Source organism: Marinobacter sp. V032 (assembly GCF_052645435.1).
Genome location: NZ_JBQXYE010000001.1, coordinates 1,005,890 through 1,025,401 on the forward strand (window position 1 = coordinate 1,005,890; position 19,512 = coordinate 1,025,401).

Genomic DNA, 19,512 nt, shown 5'->3' on the forward strand with positions numbered 1-19,512 from the left:
GAGCGCTGGCGCCTTGAATATAAAGATGATTCCGGGTCGGGTCTCAATTTTCGCGTTTGCAACATATGTACTGGAACAGAATCATCCAATCCGGTAGTTTTGGCGTAATGCCTGTTATCCTAAAGTAGTAGATGGCAGGGGCCGGGGCTGCTCCCGCGCTGGCTAAAGCAGCAGCCCGATCCGGCGACAGATAGTGTCCTGGCAGCATGGCGGGCAACTCGATCGGATCGTCCACGCCAGGTAACAGATTCCCATTTCACGACATGGAAGACAGAGAAAGCCTATGATGACTTTTATCTTATTCGTGCTTGCAGTCGCAGGACTTCTGATGGTTTTGCGTCAGGAAGCCGGCGCCAAGCCTGCTATCGCCATTATGGCGGGATTTGGCGTGTTATCCCTGATTTTCGCATCGAACTGGCTGGCTCTGGTGCTGCTGGTCGGGGCTGCTGTTACGGCAGTTTGCGGCTTGCCGGGCCTGCGACGCTCCTGGCTGACGCCGCGAGTGTTCGCCATGTTCAAGAAGGTGGCGCCCAAGGTATCGGCCACTGAGAAAGTTGCCCTGGATGCGGGCACGGTTGGCTGGGACGGTGAAATCTTCACTGGCAAGCCAAACTGGAACAAGCTGTTGGTAAACCGTAACAACGGCCTGACCGATGAGGAACAGGCGTTCGTTGATAACCAGTGTGTACATGCAATCAGCAAATGCAACGCCTGGGATGTGGCGGTGGAGCGTGCTGATTTGCCGCCGGAAGTCTGGGAATTCCTCAAGAAAGAAAAGTTCTTCGGCATGATTATCCCGAAGGAATACGGTGGTCTTGGTTTCTCTGCCAAAGCCCAGTCAGCAGTGCTACAGCGTCTGGCGGGGAACGAGGTATTGATGGTCTCCGTAGGCGTGCCGAACTCGCTCGGCCCCGGCGAACTGTTGCTCAAGTATGGTACGGACGAGCAGAAAGACCATTACCTGCCGCGCCTGGCTGACGGTCGGGAAATCCCCTGCTTTGGTTTGACCGGCCCCCGTGCCGGCTCTGATGCAACCGCACTGCCGGACACCGGTATCGTCTGCAAAGGAGAATACGAAGGCAAGGAAGTGCTGGGCCTGCGCCTGAACTTCGAAAAACGCTGGATCACACTGGCGCCGATCGCCACCGTGGTGGGCCTGGCGTTCCGGATGTTTGACCCTGACGGTTTGCTGGAAGGGGAAGAGGATCTCGGTATCACCTGCGCGCTGATTCCGCGGAATACCAAGGGTATGGATATCGGTCGTCGCCATTGCCCGATCGGTTCACCGTTCATGAACGGCCCGATCTTCGGCAAGGACGTCTTCATCCCGCTCGACTTCATTATTGGCGGACCGGAAATGGCCGGTGAAGGCTGGCGGATGCTGGTTGAGTGTCTATCGGTTGGCCGTTGTATCACGCTGCCTTCCGGAGCGGCCGGTGCCGCGGCCTCGGCAGTGGGTACTGCCGGCGGCTTTACCCGTGTGCGCCGCCAGTTCAATACCCCGGTTGCGGAAATGGAAGGCGTACAAGAGCCTCTGGCGCGTATCGCCGGCCTCACGTATATCGCCCAGTCATCTGTATACCAGACGGCCAATATGGTGGATAACGGTGAGAAGCCCTCAGTGCCCTCTGCGATTCTCAAATACCACCTCACCGAAATGCAGCGTCAGGCATTGACTGATGCCATGGATGTTCACGGCGGTAAGGCGGTAACACTGGGGCCACGTAACTATCTGGGCATTGGTTTCAGCGGTACTGCCGTCTCCATTACCGTAGAGGGTGCCAATATCATGACCCGCAGTCTGATGATCTTCGGTCAGGGTGCGATCCGCTGTCATCCGTACGTGCTCAAGGAGCTTGCAGCTAAAGACAATGATGACATCAATGCCTTCGATGACGCCTTCTTCAGCCATGCCGGTCTGATCTTCGGCAATGCTGCCCGCGCCTTCACGCAGGCCTTTGGTATCGGCCGCCCGGATGTACCGTTTGACTCAGTGACACGACGTTACGCTCAGGCGGCATCTCGCTTCAGCTCAGCGTTTGGTCTCTGTGCAGATGCGGCGATGACCACACTGGGTTCTGATCTCAAGATGCGCGAGCTGATTTCGGCTCGCCTGGGTGACGTGCTGGCAAATCTGTACATGATCTCAATGGTTCTGAAAAACTGGAATGAAACCCAGCCGGTTGAAGGTGAGCGGGCGCTGGTTGAATACAGCCTCAGTTATCTGCTGAACCGGATCGAGACAGCGCTGGAAGAATTCTTCCAGAATCTGCCGAACCGGCCGGTCGCCTGGGCACTGAAAGCGATCACCATGCCGTTGGGTCGTAACTGGGACCGTCCTCATGACGATGTTTCACGTGCGCTGGCTCGGGCTATTTCAACCGATACGCCATTGCGTGAGAAGTTGCTGCGCCCGGCTTGGACCACCACCGAAGAGGGTGGGGTCGACAATCCGATTGCCCAGTACAACGATTTGCTGAAACATTACGAGCGTGCCGAGGGGTTGTACCGCAAAGTGGGTAAAGCCTACGCGAAAGGCGACATTCCGATGGATGTCCTGCATCCGGAAGACCGGGTTGAAGCCGCCCTCAAGGCCGATATCCTGTCGAAGGACGAGGCCGAGTTCATGCGCGACTATGAGGGGCGTGTTCTTGAAATGCTGACCGTAGATGACTTTGCCTTCGATGCCTTTGCGCAACAGAAGGACACCGTCATTCAGCATAATGCAGCCTGATTGTTGAGCCACCACGCCGCCTTGGTTAATCTAACCGGTGTGGCGTGGAACAATCGCTGACGAAAGCCCGCAGCGCACCGCGTGTGTCTGCGGGTTTTTTAATGCCTTTTTCCGGGTGTTGCTGATGTGCCTGAGAGTGATCGCCCGGTTTCCCCGCCGGCTTTTTTGAGCGAACAGGAGTTGTCGAGTGTCTATTGCTCTTTCCATGCTGGCGATCAGTCTGGGTGCGGCCATCGGTGCCAACATGCGCTGGCTGTTGAGCCTCTGGCTCAACACCAACGGCGCGATAGTGCCGTTGGGCACGCTGGTGGCAAATCTCAGTGGGGCCTGGCTGGTGGGGGTGCTGATCAGCTACTTCAGTTCGGCCTCGCATCTCGGGCCTGAATGGCGCTTGTTTGCCATCACCGGGCTATGCGGCGCACTGACCACTTTTTCGACTTTTTCCCTCGAGATGTTCGGTGCACTTCAGAGTGATCGCTGGCTTGCGGCCGCTGCAGGCATGTCTTTGCACCTGTTCGGTTCTCTGCTTATGACGGGGCTGGGAATCTATAGTTTTCACGTCTTTCGTGGAGGCTGAATGGGCCCTCTGAAGGGGCATGAAAACAGCCGTTAAAACTGATCAAAAGTAGTTATACCTATGCCCCAAAAATCGGTTGGCAAGGGTTTTAATCAGAGGTAGAGTGGAAACTGTTGGAAAGGTTCAGCAAAGCATTTCATTAATAAGACGTATCCCTCTGTAGTTTGTAGTGCATCGTCCTGTTTTTGATTAAGCGAGTCCTGCATTTCCGAACACCGCCTACGGGCAATTTCAAATATTGATGATTACAGGAAAGAAAGTTATGTCTACAGAGACCGGTACCGTTAAGTTCTTTAATGAAACAAAAGGCTTTGGCTTCATCACTCGTGAAAGCGGCCCTGACGTGTTCGTTCACTACAGCGCTATCACAGGTTCAGGCTTCAAGACCCTGGCTGAAGGCCAGCAGGTCGAGTTCACTGTTACCCAGGGCCAGAAAGGTCCTCAGGCTGAGAACGTTGTTGCTCTGTAAATAGCAACTGCCGTCTCACCTGCGTGGCTCGGTTGAGCCACAAACGGTGTAACAAAAAAGCAGCCCTCGGGCTGCTTTTTTTTGTCCGCTTTGAATGTCGCGTAGAGCGCGGACTCTTGTGTTGCGGCATAGGGTGGATTCAGTTTCTACTACTCACTAAAGCGCCCCGGCCGAAAACCATCCAGATCCATCGACAGTTGTTGACCATCAATCAGCTGGGCGATCAGTTCGGCACTGCCCGCCGAGAGCGTCCAGCCAAAGGTGCCGTGGCCGGTATTGAGGAACAGATTATCCCGGGTGCCCTTGCCGATAATAGGCGGGCCGTCAGGCGTCATGGGGCGAAAGCCTGTCCAGGTTGTTGCGGCTGACAAATCGGCGGCTCCCGGGAAGCGGGAGGCTACCGATTTGCGAATGGTGGCCAGTCGTGACTCGGGAATAGAACGATCGAAATCAGCCAGTTCAACGAAGCCGGTAGCCCGCAGCCGATCACCCAAACGGGTTGAGACCACCTTGAAATTGTCATCGTGAACAGTGGACACGGGGGCCCTGGACGGGTCGACCAGCGGCGCGGTAAGCGAATACCCCTTAACGGGATAAATCGGGAGTCGCATGCCTAGAGGTTTTGCCAGTTCCGGTGACCAGCAACCCGCCGATAATACGACGGCATCGGCTGCCAGCGTTTCCTGTTCTCCATCTGCCGAATCCAGCTCAATAGCGTGAACACGACGGTAGTCTGCCAACAGGTGCCGGACACTGGTGTTGTAGCGGAATTCCACACCCTGGTCTGCGCAGGCTTTTGCCAGCGCCCGGGAAAACAGATGACAATCGCCGGTGCCATCGGTGGAGTAGCGTAACGCGCCGTACAGTGGTCCATTGCCCTGCATTCCCGGCTCCACCTCGCGCACTTCTTCGGGGCTGAGCAGTTGATGCTCAATGCCCATTTCATTGAGCAGAACCGCAGTGTCACGATATTCAGCGAGCGTGGCCGGGGTGCTGGCGAGGTGAAGCAGGCCGGCGTGATCACCGTCAAAGTCGAGCGTCAGCTCACTCTCCAGCTCTTTGAAGCAGCGCTGGCTCTGTATGCCTAACCGCAGCATGGTGCGCTTGTTCAGGCCGAAAGTTCCCGGCGCATAGGCGTAGCGCAGCGTTGACAGCAAAAACCGCAGGGTATCCAGCGATGGCGGCAAACGCATCTTGAGCGGCCCATCTTTCTCCAGTAGCCAGGGTAGTGCTTTGCGCACCATGGCGGATGATGCCCATGGATACACCACGCCATAGGAACGCTGACCGGCATTGCCTCTGCTGGTTTCCTGTCCCGCGCCGCTCTGGCGCTCAATAACGGTGACCTGATGTCCCCGTTTTTGCAGTGCCCAGGCGGTTGTGACGCCGACTACACCTGCACCAATAACAACAACGTGCATAGCTTCCCCCGGTTCCGAATTGCCAATCCCCTATAACAGAGGGTGTCGTCCCCTGCGTCAAGAAATCGGGGGTGGGTATTTACCGAAGGGTTTTGGGAGAGAAAGGGGAAAATGCCCCTCATTTGAGGGGCATTGAGCGTGATGTGGGCTGCAGGCTTTAGCGGCGTTTCATGCAATTCGCATAATAGGTCACGGTCGCCGGCCAGTCGGAGAATATGCCCACAACACCCACCTCGCGGACTAACACATCGATCACTGTCAGCATGTCGCCGTCGTTGTTGATGGCGTCATTCACGGTCTGGTAATACCAGCCGCCGCCCGTTGCCAGTGGGCCGCTGCGCTCCATGCTCCAGGCAATCATATCGAGACCCGCCGCTTTTGCGTTAACTGCGTAATCAGACGGTACGATGTCACCGCGTGGGTCCAGTGCCAGCAGCTTCCACAAAGCGGGAGCGACAACTTTCACGCCCTGTTGCGTCAGAGAATGCATGTAGGCCGCCGAGGCCGTGTCTTCGGAGTTTGGACGCTGGTCGAGGAACACGGCCTGTTGGCCGAAAGCCGGGGTATTATTAATCCAGTAAAGCACGTCATCAAGCTCAAAGGATTGCGGCCATACTTCAGCAGGGTCAATACCCGCATCCTCGTATTCGGCGATTAGCTGGCGGGCGTAGTCCTGTTGGGTGTAATCGCCCTCATAGGGCATTTCGACGACCGGGGTTTTCAGCTCGGGAGTGAATTTCACACCGAGTTTACTGAACAGTTCGATGCTTTCCTTATGGGTCATCAGCGTGCCGTTTGTGGCATACAGATCGGTGCGCCAGTCAGCGGTGCCCTGCAGGTATTCCTCGGGCGTTGTTGCATCCGGATTAAACCCGTCCATCTTGCCGCGTAACTGCTTGAATTCGGCGAGTGTGATATCGCTGGTGCGGCATTCGGCCTCTGCGGGTGTGCCTGTTGCGGGGTTGGCGGGCTGGAATGGCTGGGTGCACTTGGCGTTCAGCTCGGGGATTGTCACGATATTGGTGGTGGTGTGAAGGTCGTTCTGGGCGTGGCGGCAGACCAGTTCGCGGTCCTTGGTGAATGCCACATCACATTCGACAATGCCTGCGCCCATTCGTGCAGCTGCGATATAGGATTCGCGGGTATGCTCGGGAAACTGCATCGGGGCACCCCGGTGGGCGATGGACAGATCGGTACGTCTGAATTCGTCAACCCGGCAAGACTGCAGTTTCTTCTTGAGCGGGCCATCGTCCATATCATTTACCAGAAAATACGGGCGTGGCCCCACCTGAATGACATCATGATGGCGATGGTGTTTATCGTTGTGATGGTGCTTGTCGTGACCTTTGTTGTCTTTTCCTTCTCCGGCATACACCTGAGTGCTGCCCAGGAGGATCATCAGGGCTGATAGGGGTAACAGCCATTTAAACGCAGTTTTCATCGTAAAATCCTTTTTTTGAAGGGGGCGTTCAGTCTGGAGCTAATCCATGACGATGCAGTGACCTTCCGATGAAAAAAAGGGCGGGCGGAACACTAACGTCCCTGCAACATAAATGTTTCGTACTCCAGTCGGTCGAACTTCCGGGACAACAGAAACAGGCCGGTGAGCGCTGAAATCAGCGCGGCGCCCGCAAACCCGTATCCGTAAAACGAGGCACCCAGCCCGATGGTAATCAGGGTGAAGACGATGTTGCTCACAAAAAACAGCGCGCAGAGCGTTACGTTGATACCTCTGGCATCAAGGTAGAACAGTACATTCTGGATAGCCAGCAGCAGTAGCTGGATGGCAACCGCGACCAGATCTATCTGGAACAGCGGAAGATAAAGCGGCGAGATGCCAATGGCCGCCAGAATTTCAGGCCCCCACAGGAACAATACGATCACCGTCAGCCCCTGAACCTTGAAAATTTCGTAGATACCGTTGCGGGCGATAAGCACCATCTCGTCCCGGAATCGGTTGATCCGCTCCAGCGTGTCGCCTTCGCGCACCGCGGTGTAGAAGCGATCGTAGGCTTCAGCGAAATCGGCTTCCATTCGCACCAGAAACACTGCCATCCCGGGGATGATCGACAGGTAGGCCAGAAAGATCGGCAAGTCGTAGATCACCGAGGCGCGCAGGCTGGCGATAACCTGTTGGGAAGTGTCCGGATGGAACCAGAATATGAACTTGTCTGCCCAGACCGCGGCATTGAAAAGTAGCCCGGTGAAGATCAGGGAGGGATAGATCTGTGAGCGCTGCAGAAAGTCGAACGCGATAAAATTGTCGCCCGGATATTGGCGAATAATGGTGTAGAAGAAGCTGAAAAACAGCAGGCTATGCCCCAGCAAGATACCGCCGAGCAGGCCTTCCAAACCCCAGGGCGCAAGCTGGGTGGACGCTACTACGGCAGTGGCATACCCCAGCGCAAACAGGATCACGATACGGCGATAGGATTTCATGCTGGACAGGAAGATCGTCACCAGCCAGAGATTACAGAGCACCACAAAGTTGGCGATCATCAGCAGCTGGTAAAGCAGGCCGGTATCGCGCAGCCACAGGCCGGCAACAGCGCCGCCGATTAATAATGCCAGCAAGGTTGTGACCCAGATCAGCCCCATCAGATTGGGCAAAATAAGCCCGTTCTGTTTGGAATAGAGCCGATCGGCCACCCAGCGGGTGAATACATGCTGAAAGATACCCGATAACACCAGCGAGGACGCCATCAGGTAGGTGACCGACACCAGGAACTGGATGATCAATATATCCGGCTCAGTCAGGTTGATGCTGATGATACCGATCAGCATGACGCCCAATACCGACAAGACCCAGGGGCCGGAGCTGATAATGCCGGCAAGGCCATAGGCTTCCAGCAGGTTCAGGAAGCTCTCGCGGCGCAGAATGCGACGGATCTCAAAACCAATGCCGGCCATTAGTGCTTGACTCCTTGCTTGTAGATATCGCGGTAGGCATCAAACATGCTGTCCAGCGTGTAGAACGCCTCGACTCTGGCCATACCCGAGGCCTGGGCCTGATGCCATAACTCGGGATCATTGAGCAGCCGAATGGCTTCACGGGCTGTGGCTTCAGGATCGGCAATGGGAACGACGGCGCCACTCGCGCCAAGGGCTCGATCTTCAGGGGATGCCCCTTCAAGCAATTCGCGGCAAGCGCCCACATCGGTTGCCAAGCAGGGCAAGCCGGCTGCGTGAGCTTCGAGAATAACCAGCGGCAAGGCTTCTGAAATGGATGTCAGTACCATCAGCCCCAGTTTTGGCAGGATGTCATTGACGTTCTGAAAGCCGAGAAATTTCACCTTGTCCTGAAGTCCAAGGCTGTTCACCAGCTCCTTGCATTCCTGCACGTAGGTTTCATCTTCATCTTCCGGCCCGACAATCCAGCCCTCGGCACCTTCGACTTCTGAACACACGGTACGCATTGCCCGGATAAACGTCTTGATGTCCTTGATCGGCACCACCCGGCCGACCAGTCCCAGTACCTTGGGGATAGCCTGCGGTCGTGACTTGCGAACCTCGACAAAACGGCCGGGGTCAATGCCGTTGGGAATGATGCGGGTGGGTGCTTCCGGGGCGCCATCCTGAAGCTGCCGCAGGCGGTTGCCCTGATACAGGGCGACGATAGGATCTGCCTTCTGGTACGTCAGCCGGCCCAGTGCCTCGAAGAAGCGGATCCACAATTGCCGGATATAGCCGACCTGTTCATTCAGTGTGCCGCTGACCTGATCGGTAGGATCATGAATCCATTGCGCCTGGGACAGGTCAATTTTGCGTTCCTTGGTATAGATGCCGTGTTCGGATAGCGCGTAGGGAATGCCGCGTTGCTCGCTCGCGAGGGTGCCCAGTAGTCCGGCATAGCCCGTTGAGATCGAATGCAGCATCCGCACTTTGGGCATGTTGCGGGCGACTTCAGCAAGCTGGAACAGAGGCGCGTGCATGATCCGAACCGACCAGAAATAATCGACAAAGGAAGGCTCGGTGCAGTACTTCCGATAACTGTCGTCGATCATGTCCCAGCTTTGCATGCTGTACAGGAAGTCTTCCTTGCTGATGCCTTCGGGCCTCCCCAGGTCGGAGAAAACCTGATGCATGATTTCCGGCGGTACCGGGGTGCCCGATTTGAACTGGTCATGTAGAGAGCGTTGGGCATCAAAGGCTTTTGCATTGCCTTTGCGTGGCGTGGGGTGGCCCTCGGTATTGGCATCCATCAGGTAATGGCATTCGAGGTGAGTGACGTTATCCGGCAAGACATATTGTTGCTCGCCATAGTGTCCTCGCTCACCACCCAGAAAAATCAGTGCGAAGGTGTATTCGGGCAGACCGGTGATGATCTGATGCACCCATGACGACACACCGCCCCGGATAAAGGGATAGGTGCCTTCGAGTAAAAGGGCAATGTCGGCCTTGTATTCAGTGGCTTCGGGTTGGGGTTTCATAACCAGGCCTCCGCCAGCGTATTGATTGCCGGGTTGCCGGGCGATCGGGAGCATTCTGCAAGATAGCGTCTGACATCGGCATGGTTGTGTTGTAAAAACGCCGTTTCTGCCAGGTAGGGGAGGATCAGGTCTTTAGGCGCGCCTCGCTCAATAGCGGCTTTAAAAGCGCTTTCTGCCGCCTCCAGATTGCCCCGTTCCAGTTCGATACGGCCCAGCAGTCGCCAGTCGTTGTGCTGGGGGCGACGGGCAATCAGCCGTTGTAATGTATTGCCTGCACTGTCGAGGAAGTGGGTGCGCAGGCCGCCCTGGGCAAGCCCCAGATAGGACATCTCCCACCATACCTGTGCCAGTCGCCGCTGGATGCCCAATGATTCGTCGTCGGTTGCGGTACGAAGGGCATGTTGCAGCCTTCCGGCCCGCTGGGTCAGTGCCTTCTCTTTTTGTTCGAGCATCGAGTAAGCCAATAGCCTCACATCATCAACTTTGTCTTTCAGTGCTTCGCGGAGAATGCCGATAGCCTCCCGGTCAGGCATTTGCCGGGTTGCGATAAGGGCTTTCAAACGTTTGTCCGGATCGCTCGCCTCGCGCAGAATCTGCCGCAGACCGCCCTGGCTATAGACCATCTGGACCCCCATATCGATGGGGCGGAAGGGCAGTTCGGGGATGTCGGTTTCCTGCCATGGGACCTCCCTCTCGGAACGCGGCAGGTAGAGTGCCAGCAATATCCCGACAACCACGCCCAGTATTCCGAGTAACGGCACGGCAAACTGTAAGGTGAACAGAAACAGCACCGCACGCAGCGACTGGCCGCGATAGCGTGCGGGCAAAAGCCAGGTCAGAACCAGGGCAAACAGCGCGCAGGCAATCGCGTGGGGTACCAGGTAGGCCGCCAGTTGACTCCAGCCGGTCAGTGGTGAAAACAGTGCCGCGATGCCGCCTGCCTCAAACGCAATAGCCGGGGCGATGAGCCAGTTAGTGGCCATTGCGCAAGGCCTCCTCGACCCAGATTTCGGCCTGATCCCGCTGGGTGATCCGTAGCGTACGGAGCTGGAACTCGTCGTCGTTGAGGTGAATCCCCAGGTGGGCCCGGAACTCGTCTTCGAGGCGTTGCACGTAGCCGGCCAGCCCCAGTTCATCGGTAAGCGGCATGAGCACCATGATGTGATGCCGGTTATCAGCCTCGGTCTCGTAAATCAGGTCCAGACCCCGGCGAATCCGTTTGATGTGCTCAGACACCTGCTGGGATCGTATGGACACGGGCATTCGAAGCGATAGCAGAGCGGAGGGCAGCTGGTGCTGTTCAGCGTCCCGGGCGACCCGTGCAAGGTGATGATTGAAGCTGCGGCGAGCCACATCTTCTGTTGCGACCGAGGCATCCTGTTCGCTGATCATGTCTGCCATATGACCGGCAAGAATCGCAAGGAAGCGCAGGGTTTTACTCTCGAAATTAAAGAAAGGCATGGCCTCGATCGCACAGATCGCCTGGAAGTGGCCGTCCGCATCAATCATGGGGATCACCGCCAGGTATGGCGTGTCCATGTCCGCCTGTCGCGAGCGGTACTCGGTCTGAATCGAAATCAGTTTTCGCTCGATAAGCGCGTGCTGTAGCAATGGATCCTGAAGTGGCAGGCTGGAAACCTTGCCCACTGAGGCCAGTGGCGTATCGAGGGGCTTACCCTGTTCAATCGGGTAGATTGCTGCCGTCTGAATCTGACCATAGCGCACCAGCAGTTGCAGCATGGCATTGGCCCGGGCCTTTGAAATGCCGGGGTCAATGTCGTCGTCCAGTTCGCTGTAGAGGCGTCGCAGCGCCTCCCGAAGGCTGCGTGAGCTGCCTGCAAGCTGTTGCTCAAGTCGGTCGTGGGAGACCTTGAGCAGATAGTAGCTGCGGGTGAACTCATCAAGCCGTGATTCACGATAGGCGTTGGATGCCTCAAGCTGGGAGCGGCGGCGTTCCCAGTAGTCCCGAAACTCACCGGCAACCAGGCTCAGCCCCAGCACGCCCACAGCCCAGGATAAAGGAAATGCAGTTTCAATGCCGGGGGTGAACCGAAGGTAAAAACCCAGCCCTGCGACGATCAGGATGGACGATACCAGCGCCATGAAAAAGCCATAGCGTAAGGCGACCAGTATCGGGCCAACCATCGGCCAGGGGAAATTGCCGGTAATGTAAAATGGATCGTCCGGCTGATTCCAGGCGCCCAGCGCAAAGCAGAACCCCGTGATGATCAGCGTTTCGATCCATCGCAGCGGCAGACTTACCCGCGTCCCGCGACTGCTGCTGTTATCCGGTGCATCCATGAGTGTGCCTTTTACTGTGGACTGACCAGAGGCATGGCCTCTGTGAGTTCATCAATGACTTTGTGCCCGGCCACACTGAGACTTTCCCGGCCCCAGCCTGTGCGTGCCGAAGTACCTGACCAGACGATGGTTTGACCGTCTTCGGTACGAATTTCCAGTGTGACACCGACCGCAGGTTCCCCATCAAGGCCACTCTTGTAGCGCCATTCTTCCACAGTCCCCGTCACCAGATAGTCGGCGCCCTGTTGTTGCGCTGCTTCAATGGCGTCCTTGCGTTGCTCGGTGTTATCGAACAGCAAGGGGTTGCGGTTTTCGGGCAGGAACAGGGTGACATTCTTGCTGCCTTTGGCGCGCATGATTGCAGCCAGAATGCTGGCTGCCTGCTCGCCCGCCTGTGGTGATTGCGACAGGTTGGTCAGCGGCACCACAGCAAACGTGCTGTCGGACGGAATGGGCGCGCTGTCTTCGCTTTGGATGACGGCACATCCGGCCATCAATGTAGCAAGTGCAATGGGCCAGCAGTAGCGTATAAGTCGTTTCATCAGGGTCTCCTTAACGACCGAGGTATAGCGTATAGGTTAGGTTGAGATCTGCTCGTCCGTTACCGTCCAGACCTTCGGAGGTCCAGCGGCCGGAAAGCGCCAGTTCATCATCGCCTGTCAGGCGCCATCCGAGGCCCACACCAACACCGACCTCAGGTGTATTGGTGGACAGGACGTAGCCTGCACCCAGCTCAAGAAAAGCGCGTGGCGAAGGTGTCGTCCGGTAGAGCGCATGGGGCTCGCCGTGGAACCAGCGGGTCGCCATGCCAATTCTTTCGTATTCATCTGTCAGTAGTTCTGATGGTGCCAGCGGTTGGTCCAGCTCGGCCAGCACATCAGCCGGCAGTGGATCCGTCAGATCCAGTCGCTGACGTTGATAATTCAGGGTGACGGTCATCGCCGGGTCTTCACGGAATACAGTGTAGGTCCCGGTCAGGTCGGTGCCATAGCCCTCACCGAGCCCGTTGCCGTCAGAGCTGTGCACGCTCATACGCTGTAGCTGCGCCGAAAGTGTGAGGCGTGAAAACGGGGTATAGCTCGCCCCGATGTATTCCCGGTCACGGCCCAGCAACCACCAGGACTCGGCGGTATCCGGTGTGCGTTCGTTGCGGCCGATGCCGCCGGTCAGGGACCAGCGATCAACTGGTTGCCAGTTGATCTCCAGGCCGCCCGCGAGTTCGTTGCCGGCGGCCCGCGCCAGTTGTTCGCCGGTCAGCTCCCAGCTCCAGTTCTCCTCCAGACCGGTTAAGGCGACGCCGCCCTCAACAGAGTCAGCCGGGCGCTCGCGCAGCCGTCCCGGGCCGTTGGCATGCAGCGTGCGGAGTTCGCCGTCCAGTACAAACAGGTGATCGTCAAGGTGGAAGGCATAGCGTCCGGCTGCGCCGGTTTGCTGCACCGCGAAGTTACCGAGGTTGAGCCTTTCGGTTCCCAATTGCACGGTTCGCGGAAGCTGCTTGTGCAGCTCGACGGTGTCCCGTGCCAGCGCCGATTGTGCTGCGGGGGTGTTCGGAGATTCAAGTTGGTCGAGTTGCAGTCGCAAGCGCCGGGCCTGCTCCGCACGGCTTTCCGGCGTCGCATAAACCTTCGGTATGTCGTTGCGCCGGCTGGGACCGATCTGGGCGAGCATGGCTTCTGCAAACAGGGTGTTGTCCTGATCCAGGGCGTAGCTGCTCAAGGCAACACGGTTTTGCGTCGTGAGCGCTGCCGGTGTCTGGCCGGATTGTTCGAGGGTGCGCCAGGCGAGCCGGTGCAGCCCCTGGTCTTCATAAAAGGCGATGCGCTGTTCCGGCTCAGTGATCCGGTTGGGGTCAACCGACTGACGCAGGTTGCGCGCGGCCAGCGGCGATCCGGTCTGCTCCAGTGTCGTGGCGGTGGACAGTAGCCAGTCCTGATTGTCCCGGTTGCTGTCGAGCCCAAGCAGAAACCAGTCGCGTGCAATGCGGGGCTCGCCGAGCGCGCTGTATCCATAGGCCAGAACCGGATAGGCGTCAGAGTCCGGGTTCTCGGCGAGTTCAGCGAGCAGGTGCCGCAGCGTCTCGCGGAACTGGCTGATATCGCTGATCTGCAACCAGCTCCAGCCGATCAGGATTTCGGTGTCATTGGGGAGCAGGGCGTGCGCACGGCGATAAGCGGCGTCGGCGGCGACGAGTTGATCCTGTTGATGGTAGGCAAGTGCCCGCAGTGTCCAGTAACGCGGTGAGTTCTCTGCATCCGGAGCGATAGCGGCCCATTGATCCAGTGTTTCTGACATGCCGGGCCAGTCGGACATCGCGGATTGGTACTCGGCGGAATTGATCAGGTAACGCAACTCGCCGGTCTTGGCGTAACGGTTCTGGCTGAGTTTGTAGGCCGTATCGTAGTCGCCGAAGCGAACGGCCAGTTGGATCAGTTGCTCCAGGATGTCCGGTGATGTGTTTGGATCATCCGCCATACCGATCAGGTTCTGGTAATCATTCCGCAGCTGATCGGTGCGACCAAGGTAGGTCCCCAGCGCCAGCCGGGTGGCCACAACTTCTTCGTTAAGGAGCGGATCACCGGCCTGGAACTGCAACTGGTCAAATGCCTTTTCCGGTTGGCGGGTATGCCAGTAGAGGTTGGCCAGTTCGAAACGTTGTTCGTCGGTCAGATCGCTGCGGTTTTCAAGCAGCGCAATTGCGCCTTCGAAATCACGGGAGTTCAGTAGCAGTGCAAGTTGGCGGTCCCGTAAAGCAGACGACCGAGGGTAGCGTTTAAGGCCTTGAGTAAGCGTGGCTTTGGCCGCTTCCAGATTGCCGTCTCTGATATGGGTATCGGCTAACAGGGCATAGTCCTGCTCGTCGAGCTGGCCTCGCTCATTGCGCAGCCTGAGAAGGGCTTCAAGCGTTTGCCAGTCGAACAGGGATTGAGCCAGCTCATGGGCGCGATCATAGGACAGCGTGCTGCCGGTTTTGCGGTAGATCTGGGTCCAGGCTGTCAGGGCTTCGGCGGGGTGATCCGTCCACTCCAGCAGTTGTGCGATCTGTTGGCGGTCGTCGTCAGTAAGCTGGTTCGGATAGCGTTGCAGGCGCCGCGCGGCACCCAGCGCTCGATCCAGATCGCCACTCGCTAACAGTGAAGCCATGTATTCCCTTTGCAGCGGCACGTTATCGGGCTGCTGTGCAGCAAGCTGGCCGAGCCAGCGCTGGGCATCCTCAGGAGAACCCGCCAGACGTGCGAGCCGGATGCCCTGCTCCAATCCGGTTACATCCATTTTCGGCTTGGCAACGCGGGCCTTGAACGTGAGCAGGGCCTTTTCCGGCTCTCCGCTCGCCAGTTGCAGGCGGATGATTTCGGCGAAGAGCGCAGGTTGCTGAGCCGGTGGTGTGTCGCTGATGTTATCGCTCAACAGCTGCGCCGCAGCGCCCGGGGCGCCCTGGGACTCTCGAATACGGGCCAGGCGCACTCGCAGTGCCTGTCGCTGACCGGCGTCTGAGGCTTGCGCCAGCATATCCCTAAGCAGCACCTGGGACTGCAGTGGTGTAATGGCATCGGTGGCACTGTCCAGCAATGCCATACGCCGTTCGAACGGGTAGTTTTGACGAGGCAGCTGAAGCAGGTTGAGATAGAGTTCACGCTCAGCTGCATCGCGATCCGGGCCTGGTTTGGCCGCGAACACGCGTTGGCGCAGCAGGTTGATGTACTCCCCGAACGCCAGTGATGGAATTGCATCCCGCTGCATCAGCGGTCGCAGGATGGTTTCTGCGCGGGCGTTCTGGCCGGTGACCCGGAGCATGCGCGCGAGGTTGATCCGGACCGCGGTATTGTCCGGGTCCGCCCGAAGCAGGACATCGAGGTAGGCAATAGAAAGGGCGTCGGGGCGGTCGAGATAGTTTACGTTCTCAAACACAGCCTGCCTCGGGAACAGCGCATAGAGCGCCAATCCGATCAACGCGGCAACGATGAGCAGCGATGGCAGGCTGAAGAACTTTTCCCGTGGTGCCGCCATAGGTTACTGGCACTCCAGATCAAGCCGGTCAACACGCTGCGCTGTCGTGCTGAGATGAACCCCGTCGGCAGCTGTGGTGATCTTCATGGCAGGGCCACGCTTCACCCGACAACGTTTGGCGGCCATGGTGATGTCCAGAGGCTGGTGGCCTTCAAACCCCATTGAAATAGTCCACTGACTGCCCTCTTGTTCCCGGGTCCAGCGGGTCAGCACTGCATTGGCGCTGCGCAGGTAAGGGGCTGAGGGTGGTCTGTCGGTCAGTTTTAACTGTGGAGAGGCGCCCGTCAGATGGACAAAGCGCTTGCCCGCATCGTCCTTGTAACCGGCAACACCCAGGCTGGCATCAAGATCGGGATACTGATCGAGGTCGATGCGCACGGTATGAGGCTGGCCAATTCCACGCCATTGATAGCGGCCATCGTCGGCCCTCATCAGCACTGAACGATAGGCGGTTTCGGCCCGCACGGCATACTGGCTGAGGAACAGTGACGTGACCGGCCGGCTCAGTGCGTAGTCGTAGATCTCCTGCAGCGCGTGAAGGGCAGAGGGCTTGGTGCCCGAGTAAAAATGGTAGTAGATACTGATGGGCTTCAGGCGGCCGAGCCGTTCCAGAATGTTAAAGGTGTCAATGACATCACGAAACCCATAGTACGGGCCGTGCCAGAGGTTAGTGTAAAGATTTTCGTTCATCACCGGGGCGTAAATCTGCAGCTCATCTCCAACCGGACGTGCAACCGGCCAGACACCCGCCAGTTCGGATTCATATTTGAGTGGGTGGGTGTTACCGCCATTCACATTGAGCAGATCAGCTTCGCGCACCTGTCGCAGGGCATTGACGCCGGGGAAAGCATCGCCGGTCCAGAGAAAAACCTTCACTGGTTTGGACGGTGGTGCAAGCTTATTGATGTAAGCGACGGATCCGGCGATCTCCGTTTCCAGCTTTGGTGTGTAGCCGGGAATATCCAGGGAGTAACCATAATCGGCGAATTTAGGCAGTTTCTTCGGCCCGTCTTCCAGCAGATTCCAGAAAAACGGGTGGCTGTAAGAATGGGATGCGACTTCGACCTGAGGCAGACGGAAAATCGATCGTGCCACCGGTTCAGCCTCGGCGCTGGTGCTTGGGTAAATGCCTTTTGGGCTGGTTTCCGCTTCGATAATCGAAACCGTATGGGCAACAGGGTAGGCCTTCAGGATTTTGTCTTCTATAACTTCTGCCCCAAGCGGCGCACCGGGGAATTCGCCACGCGAGACAAATCCGTCGCCGTCGATGTGAGAGGTCAGAATAATGCGGCCGGTTTCGGTGGTCACATCAATCGCTGGGAACGACGGCTTGCTAAGCGCTTCAGCCATGAAGGTGATCGGATTGAACAGCCAGTATTTCTGGTCGTCCGGACCGGGCTCGAACAGGTAGGGCGTCAAAGCCACGCCGCCACCCGAGAAAGTGTACACAGGCGTGAATTCGATATTCTTACTGTCTGTTATGGTCGCCCAGGGTGTGACGGTGCCGATATCGACTTGTGGCAGCGAGCTGCCATCGGCGGCAGGCAGCCGACGACTTTCATAATTGGCAAATGAAGGCTGCAGCGGCTTGCTGTCGAGCTGACCGGAAGGTGTGCCCAGTGCGCCTGCGCCGATCAGCTGCTTGCAGGACCGGTCACCGGGCACCTGGCCCAGCACAACAACCGGCAAACCTGCCTGTTGTTGACGTATGAGCCAATTACACAGCCGGTTACTTTGGCCGGCGGTTTCCCACCAGACCACAATGCCGGCAAACCGATCGGTCGCGGGCTCCTTGGGTAGCGGCGCCTGAGTACTACGGTAATGGGGTATGTAGCCGAGCTCGTCCAGCAATACGCCGCCTTGAATATGGGCGGTGCTCTGGATCAGTTGTCCGCTTGGAGCGTCGTGAAACACCAGAATTTGCCGTTTGACACGGGACGGCTGTGTTGGCCCCAGACGCAGTAGATCCGGGTCAGAGACATAGGGAATAAAGCCATCGGATCGTAACTGGCGCGCCAGCGCATCAGCGTCTTTGTCTTCTTCGATGTAGTCGATGGCGATAAAGGGAATGTCCGGGCGGATCTGGCGCCACTTGTCGAACTGCTGATCGAGCCATGCGCGATCGCTGTCGCTGACCCGGGTATAACGCTTTTTATCGGGGTTGTAGCCGCGGCGGTAGGACTCAACGACGACACCATCGACCAAAGCACGGGCGGCATCGGGAAGCTGAAACCCCCGGTTGACCAGTATGTGTGCCTTCGGGTGGGCATTACGGATTTTCTCGATTATCTGCTGCTGAGCGGCGGCAAAGGCCTCCGGTTCGGCGCGGCCGGCTTCTGTGAGCTGAAAGCTGTCCAGCGTATCGAGGAAAACGCCGTTGAAGCCGGCTTTGAATGCAGGTTCGACCAACTGGTCGATGATAAAGCGTTGAACGTCTTCCCTGCGCAGGTCGAACACCCGGCTGCGCCAGGCTTTGTTTTCCTCGAGCAGGCCTTTTGCTGGTGCTTGCCGGTATTGTTTGTGGTCACGGGCAATTTCACCGAGACTGATATACGCCAGCGGAACGGTGCCTGCGCGGCGCAGGTCGTCCAGTCGCGAAGCGGAGACCCGATCGGGCTGAAGTACCAGCCAGTCGTAAGCCATTAGCGATGCGACGGGGGCCTCGTTGCCGTAGTAAAAGCCGATGTTCTCAGGTTGCGACGCATGACTGGCGCCGCTATAAAAAACCAGAGAAACCAGGATGCTCAGAAAAAGTCGGATCATTACGGGTCGATTGATAACACGAGTGATATAGGGAATTGAAACACCATCATCATAGGCTAAATTTGCTTCACCGGCCTGGCAGCATCAATGACTTCAACGACATGCCGACAAGAGTATACGATGAACCGGGGCGTCAGGATGCACGCTGCGGTCGATTTCCGAAAACTTTCTTCAAGGGGCCTGAAAAAGGGGTTTTGCCATGAAACTGATAGGTTCAACTACATCTCCTTATGTACGTCGTATTCGCCTGCTGCTGGGCGATGCAGATTATGACTTCGTCAGCCTGGATATCTATGGTGCAGGCCGCGACGAGCTGCGGCGCAACAATCCTGCGCTTAAGATACCGATGCTGCAGGATGGGGACCAGGCGGTGTATGACTCACGGGTCATCGCACGCTATCTTGCTCACAAGCAGGGCATCGCGGCCCTGAGCTGGGATCAGGAGAACCAGCTCACTCTGATTGATGCGGTCAACGACTCCTGCGTGACGCTTCTGCTGTCCAAAAAGTCCGGCATTGACGTCGACAGCGATACCATGTTCTACAATTTGCAGCGCGAACGCATCATGACGTCTTTGCGTACATTGGCTGCAATGGTCGATGCCGGGGAGTTCAATGATTGGCAGTATCCTGCCATCTGCCTATACAGCACTGTTGACTGGATGGCGTTCCGGGAAATTGTGGACTTCACCGAAGTGGATAGCCTGCTCCGTTTCCGGGACAGTAATAAGCATCAGCCGATGATCGCAGAAACCGATCCCCGCAACGCCTGATGAAAAACCGCTGCAGGCTTGTGCTTGCAGCGGTTCAGGC

Annotated in this window: 13 protein-coding genes; 4 read left to right on the forward strand and 9 right to left on the reverse strand. The window is 57.5% G+C overall.

Features of this window, described 5'->3' with window-relative positions:
- Positions 1-286: 286 nt before the first annotated feature.
- From ACUN9X_RS04630 to ACUN9X_RS04640, 3 genes are all read left to right on the forward strand, one after another.
- The gene (locus ACUN9X_RS04630; protein ID WP_445473181.1) at positions 287-2,734 is read left to right on the forward strand and encodes an acyl-CoA dehydrogenase; all 2,448 of its coding nucleotides are present in this window, start codon (positions 287-289) and stop codon (positions 2,732-2,734) included.
- Positions 2,735-2,921: 187 nt separating this feature from the next.
- Positions 2,922-3,311: a fluoride efflux transporter CrcB gene (gene crcB, locus ACUN9X_RS04635; RefSeq protein WP_445472338.1), complete on the forward strand. Its 390-nt coding sequence runs from the start codon at positions 2,922-2,924 to the stop codon at positions 3,309-3,311.
- 262 nt (positions 3,312-3,573) lie between these two features.
- Positions 3,574-3,780 carry a cold-shock protein gene (locus tag ACUN9X_RS04640; protein WP_260038478.1) on the forward strand — a complete coding sequence of 69 codons (207 nt, stop codon included), beginning with the start codon at positions 3,574-3,576 and terminating at the stop codon, positions 3,778-3,780.
- A gap of 149 nt (positions 3,781-3,929) precedes the next feature.
- Here ACUN9X_RS04640 and ACUN9X_RS04645 read toward each other — a convergent pair whose 3' ends face one another.
- The 9 genes from ACUN9X_RS04645 to ACUN9X_RS04685 all read right to left on the reverse strand — a co-directional run bounded on the left by ACUN9X_RS04645 (position 3,930) and on the right by ACUN9X_RS04685 (position 18,700).
- Positions 3,930-5,201, reverse strand: a complete 1,272-nt coding sequence (locus ACUN9X_RS04645) for a D-amino acid dehydrogenase (RefSeq protein ID WP_445472339.1) — start codon at positions 5,199-5,201, stop codon at positions 3,930-3,932.
- 157 nt (positions 5,202-5,358) lie between these two features.
- Positions 5,359-6,642: a glycerophosphodiester phosphodiesterase family protein gene (locus ACUN9X_RS04650; RefSeq protein WP_445472340.1), complete on the reverse strand. Its 1,284-nt coding sequence runs from the start codon at positions 6,640-6,642 to the stop codon at positions 5,359-5,361.
- Positions 6,643-6,734: 92 nt separating this feature from the next.
- On the reverse strand, positions 6,735-8,111 hold the full coding sequence (gene pelG / locus ACUN9X_RS04655) for an exopolysaccharide Pel transporter PelG (RefSeq protein ID WP_260038475.1): 1,377 nt from the start codon (positions 8,109-8,111) through the stop codon (positions 6,735-6,737).
- Positions 8,111-9,631, reverse strand: a complete 1,521-nt coding sequence (pelF, locus tag ACUN9X_RS04660; RefSeq protein WP_445472341.1) for a GT4 family glycosyltransferase PelF — start codon at positions 9,629-9,631, stop codon at positions 8,111-8,113. Before pelF ends, pelG begins: the two co-directional genes overlap by 1 nt.
- Positions 9,628-10,614 (reverse strand): tetratricopeptide repeat protein, encoded by a 987-nt coding sequence (locus ACUN9X_RS04665; protein ID WP_260038473.1) that lies wholly within the window; start codon positions 10,612-10,614, stop codon positions 9,628-9,630. The genes pelF and ACUN9X_RS04665 overlap by 4 nt, the downstream gene beginning before the upstream one ends.
- Positions 10,604-11,932 carry a PelD GGDEF domain-containing protein gene (locus tag ACUN9X_RS04670; RefSeq protein WP_445472342.1) on the reverse strand — a complete coding sequence of 443 codons (1,329 nt, stop codon included), beginning with the start codon at positions 11,930-11,932 and terminating at the stop codon, positions 10,604-10,606. The genes ACUN9X_RS04665 and ACUN9X_RS04670 overlap by 11 nt, the downstream gene beginning before the upstream one ends.
- Positions 11,933-11,943: 11 nt before the next feature.
- A complete protein-coding gene (locus tag ACUN9X_RS04675) occupies positions 11,944-12,474 on the reverse strand; it encodes a hypothetical protein (protein WP_260038471.1) in 531 nt (176 codons plus the stop codon).
- A gap of 10 nt (positions 12,475-12,484) precedes the next feature.
- Complete coding sequence (locus ACUN9X_RS04680) at positions 12,485-15,937, reverse strand: tetratricopeptide repeat protein (RefSeq protein WP_445472343.1); 3,453 nt, start codon at positions 15,935-15,937, stop codon at positions 12,485-12,487.
- A 3-nt stretch (positions 15,938-15,940) separates the two neighbouring features.
- Positions 15,941-18,700, reverse strand: coding sequence for an endo alpha-1,4 polygalactosaminidase (locus ACUN9X_RS04685; RefSeq protein WP_445472344.1), 2,760 nt, complete (start codon positions 18,698-18,700; stop codon positions 15,941-15,943).
- A 199-nt stretch (positions 18,701-18,899) separates the two neighbouring features.
- Between ACUN9X_RS04685 and ACUN9X_RS04690 the strand changes: the two genes are divergently transcribed.
- Positions 18,900-19,472 carry a glutathione S-transferase family protein gene (locus tag ACUN9X_RS04690; protein ID WP_445472345.1) on the forward strand — a complete coding sequence of 191 codons (573 nt, stop codon included), beginning with the start codon at positions 18,900-18,902 and terminating at the stop codon, positions 19,470-19,472.
- The last annotated feature ends 40 nt before the right edge of the window (positions 19,473-19,512 follow it).

Coding starts and splice junctions, on each gene's coding strand:
- ACUN9X_RS04680 (WP_445472343.1), bottom strand. CDS start 15,937: ATGGCGGCACCACGGGAAAAGTTCTTCAGCCTGCCATCGCTGCTCATC.
- pelF (WP_445472341.1), bottom strand. CDS start 9,631: ATGAAACCCCAACCCGAAGCCACTGAATACAAGGCCGACATTGCCCTT.
- ACUN9X_RS04665 (WP_260038473.1), bottom strand. CDS start 10,614: ATGGCCACTAACTGGCTCATCGCCCCGGCTATTGCGTTTGAGGCAGGC.
- ACUN9X_RS04690 (WP_445472345.1), top strand. CDS start 18,900: ATGAAACTGATAGGTTCAACTACATCTCCTTATGTACGTCGTATTCGC.
- pelG (WP_260038475.1), bottom strand. CDS start 8,111: ATGGCCGGCATTGGTTTTGAGATCCGTCGCATTCTGCGCCGCGAGAGC.
- ACUN9X_RS04650 (WP_445472340.1), bottom strand. CDS start 6,642: ATGAAAACTGCGTTTAAATGGCTGTTACCCCTATCAGCCCTGATGATC.
- ACUN9X_RS04685 (WP_445472344.1), bottom strand. CDS start 18,700: ATGATCCGACTTTTTCTGAGCATCCTGGTTTCTCTGGTTTTTTATAGC.
- ACUN9X_RS04670 (WP_445472342.1), bottom strand. CDS start 11,932: ATGGATGCACCGGATAACAGCAGCAGTCGCGGGACGCGGGTAAGTCTG.
- ACUN9X_RS04630 (WP_445473181.1), top strand. CDS start 287: ATGACTTTTATCTTATTCGTGCTTGCAGTCGCAGGACTTCTGATGGTT.
- ACUN9X_RS04645 (WP_445472339.1), bottom strand. CDS start 5,201: ATGCACGTTGTTGTTATTGGTGCAGGTGTAGTCGGCGTCACAACCGCC.
- ACUN9X_RS04675 (WP_260038471.1), bottom strand. CDS start 12,474: ATGAAACGACTTATACGCTACTGCTGGCCCATTGCACTTGCTACATTG.
- ACUN9X_RS04640 (WP_260038478.1), top strand. CDS start 3,574: ATGTCTACAGAGACCGGTACCGTTAAGTTCTTTAATGAAACAAAAGGC.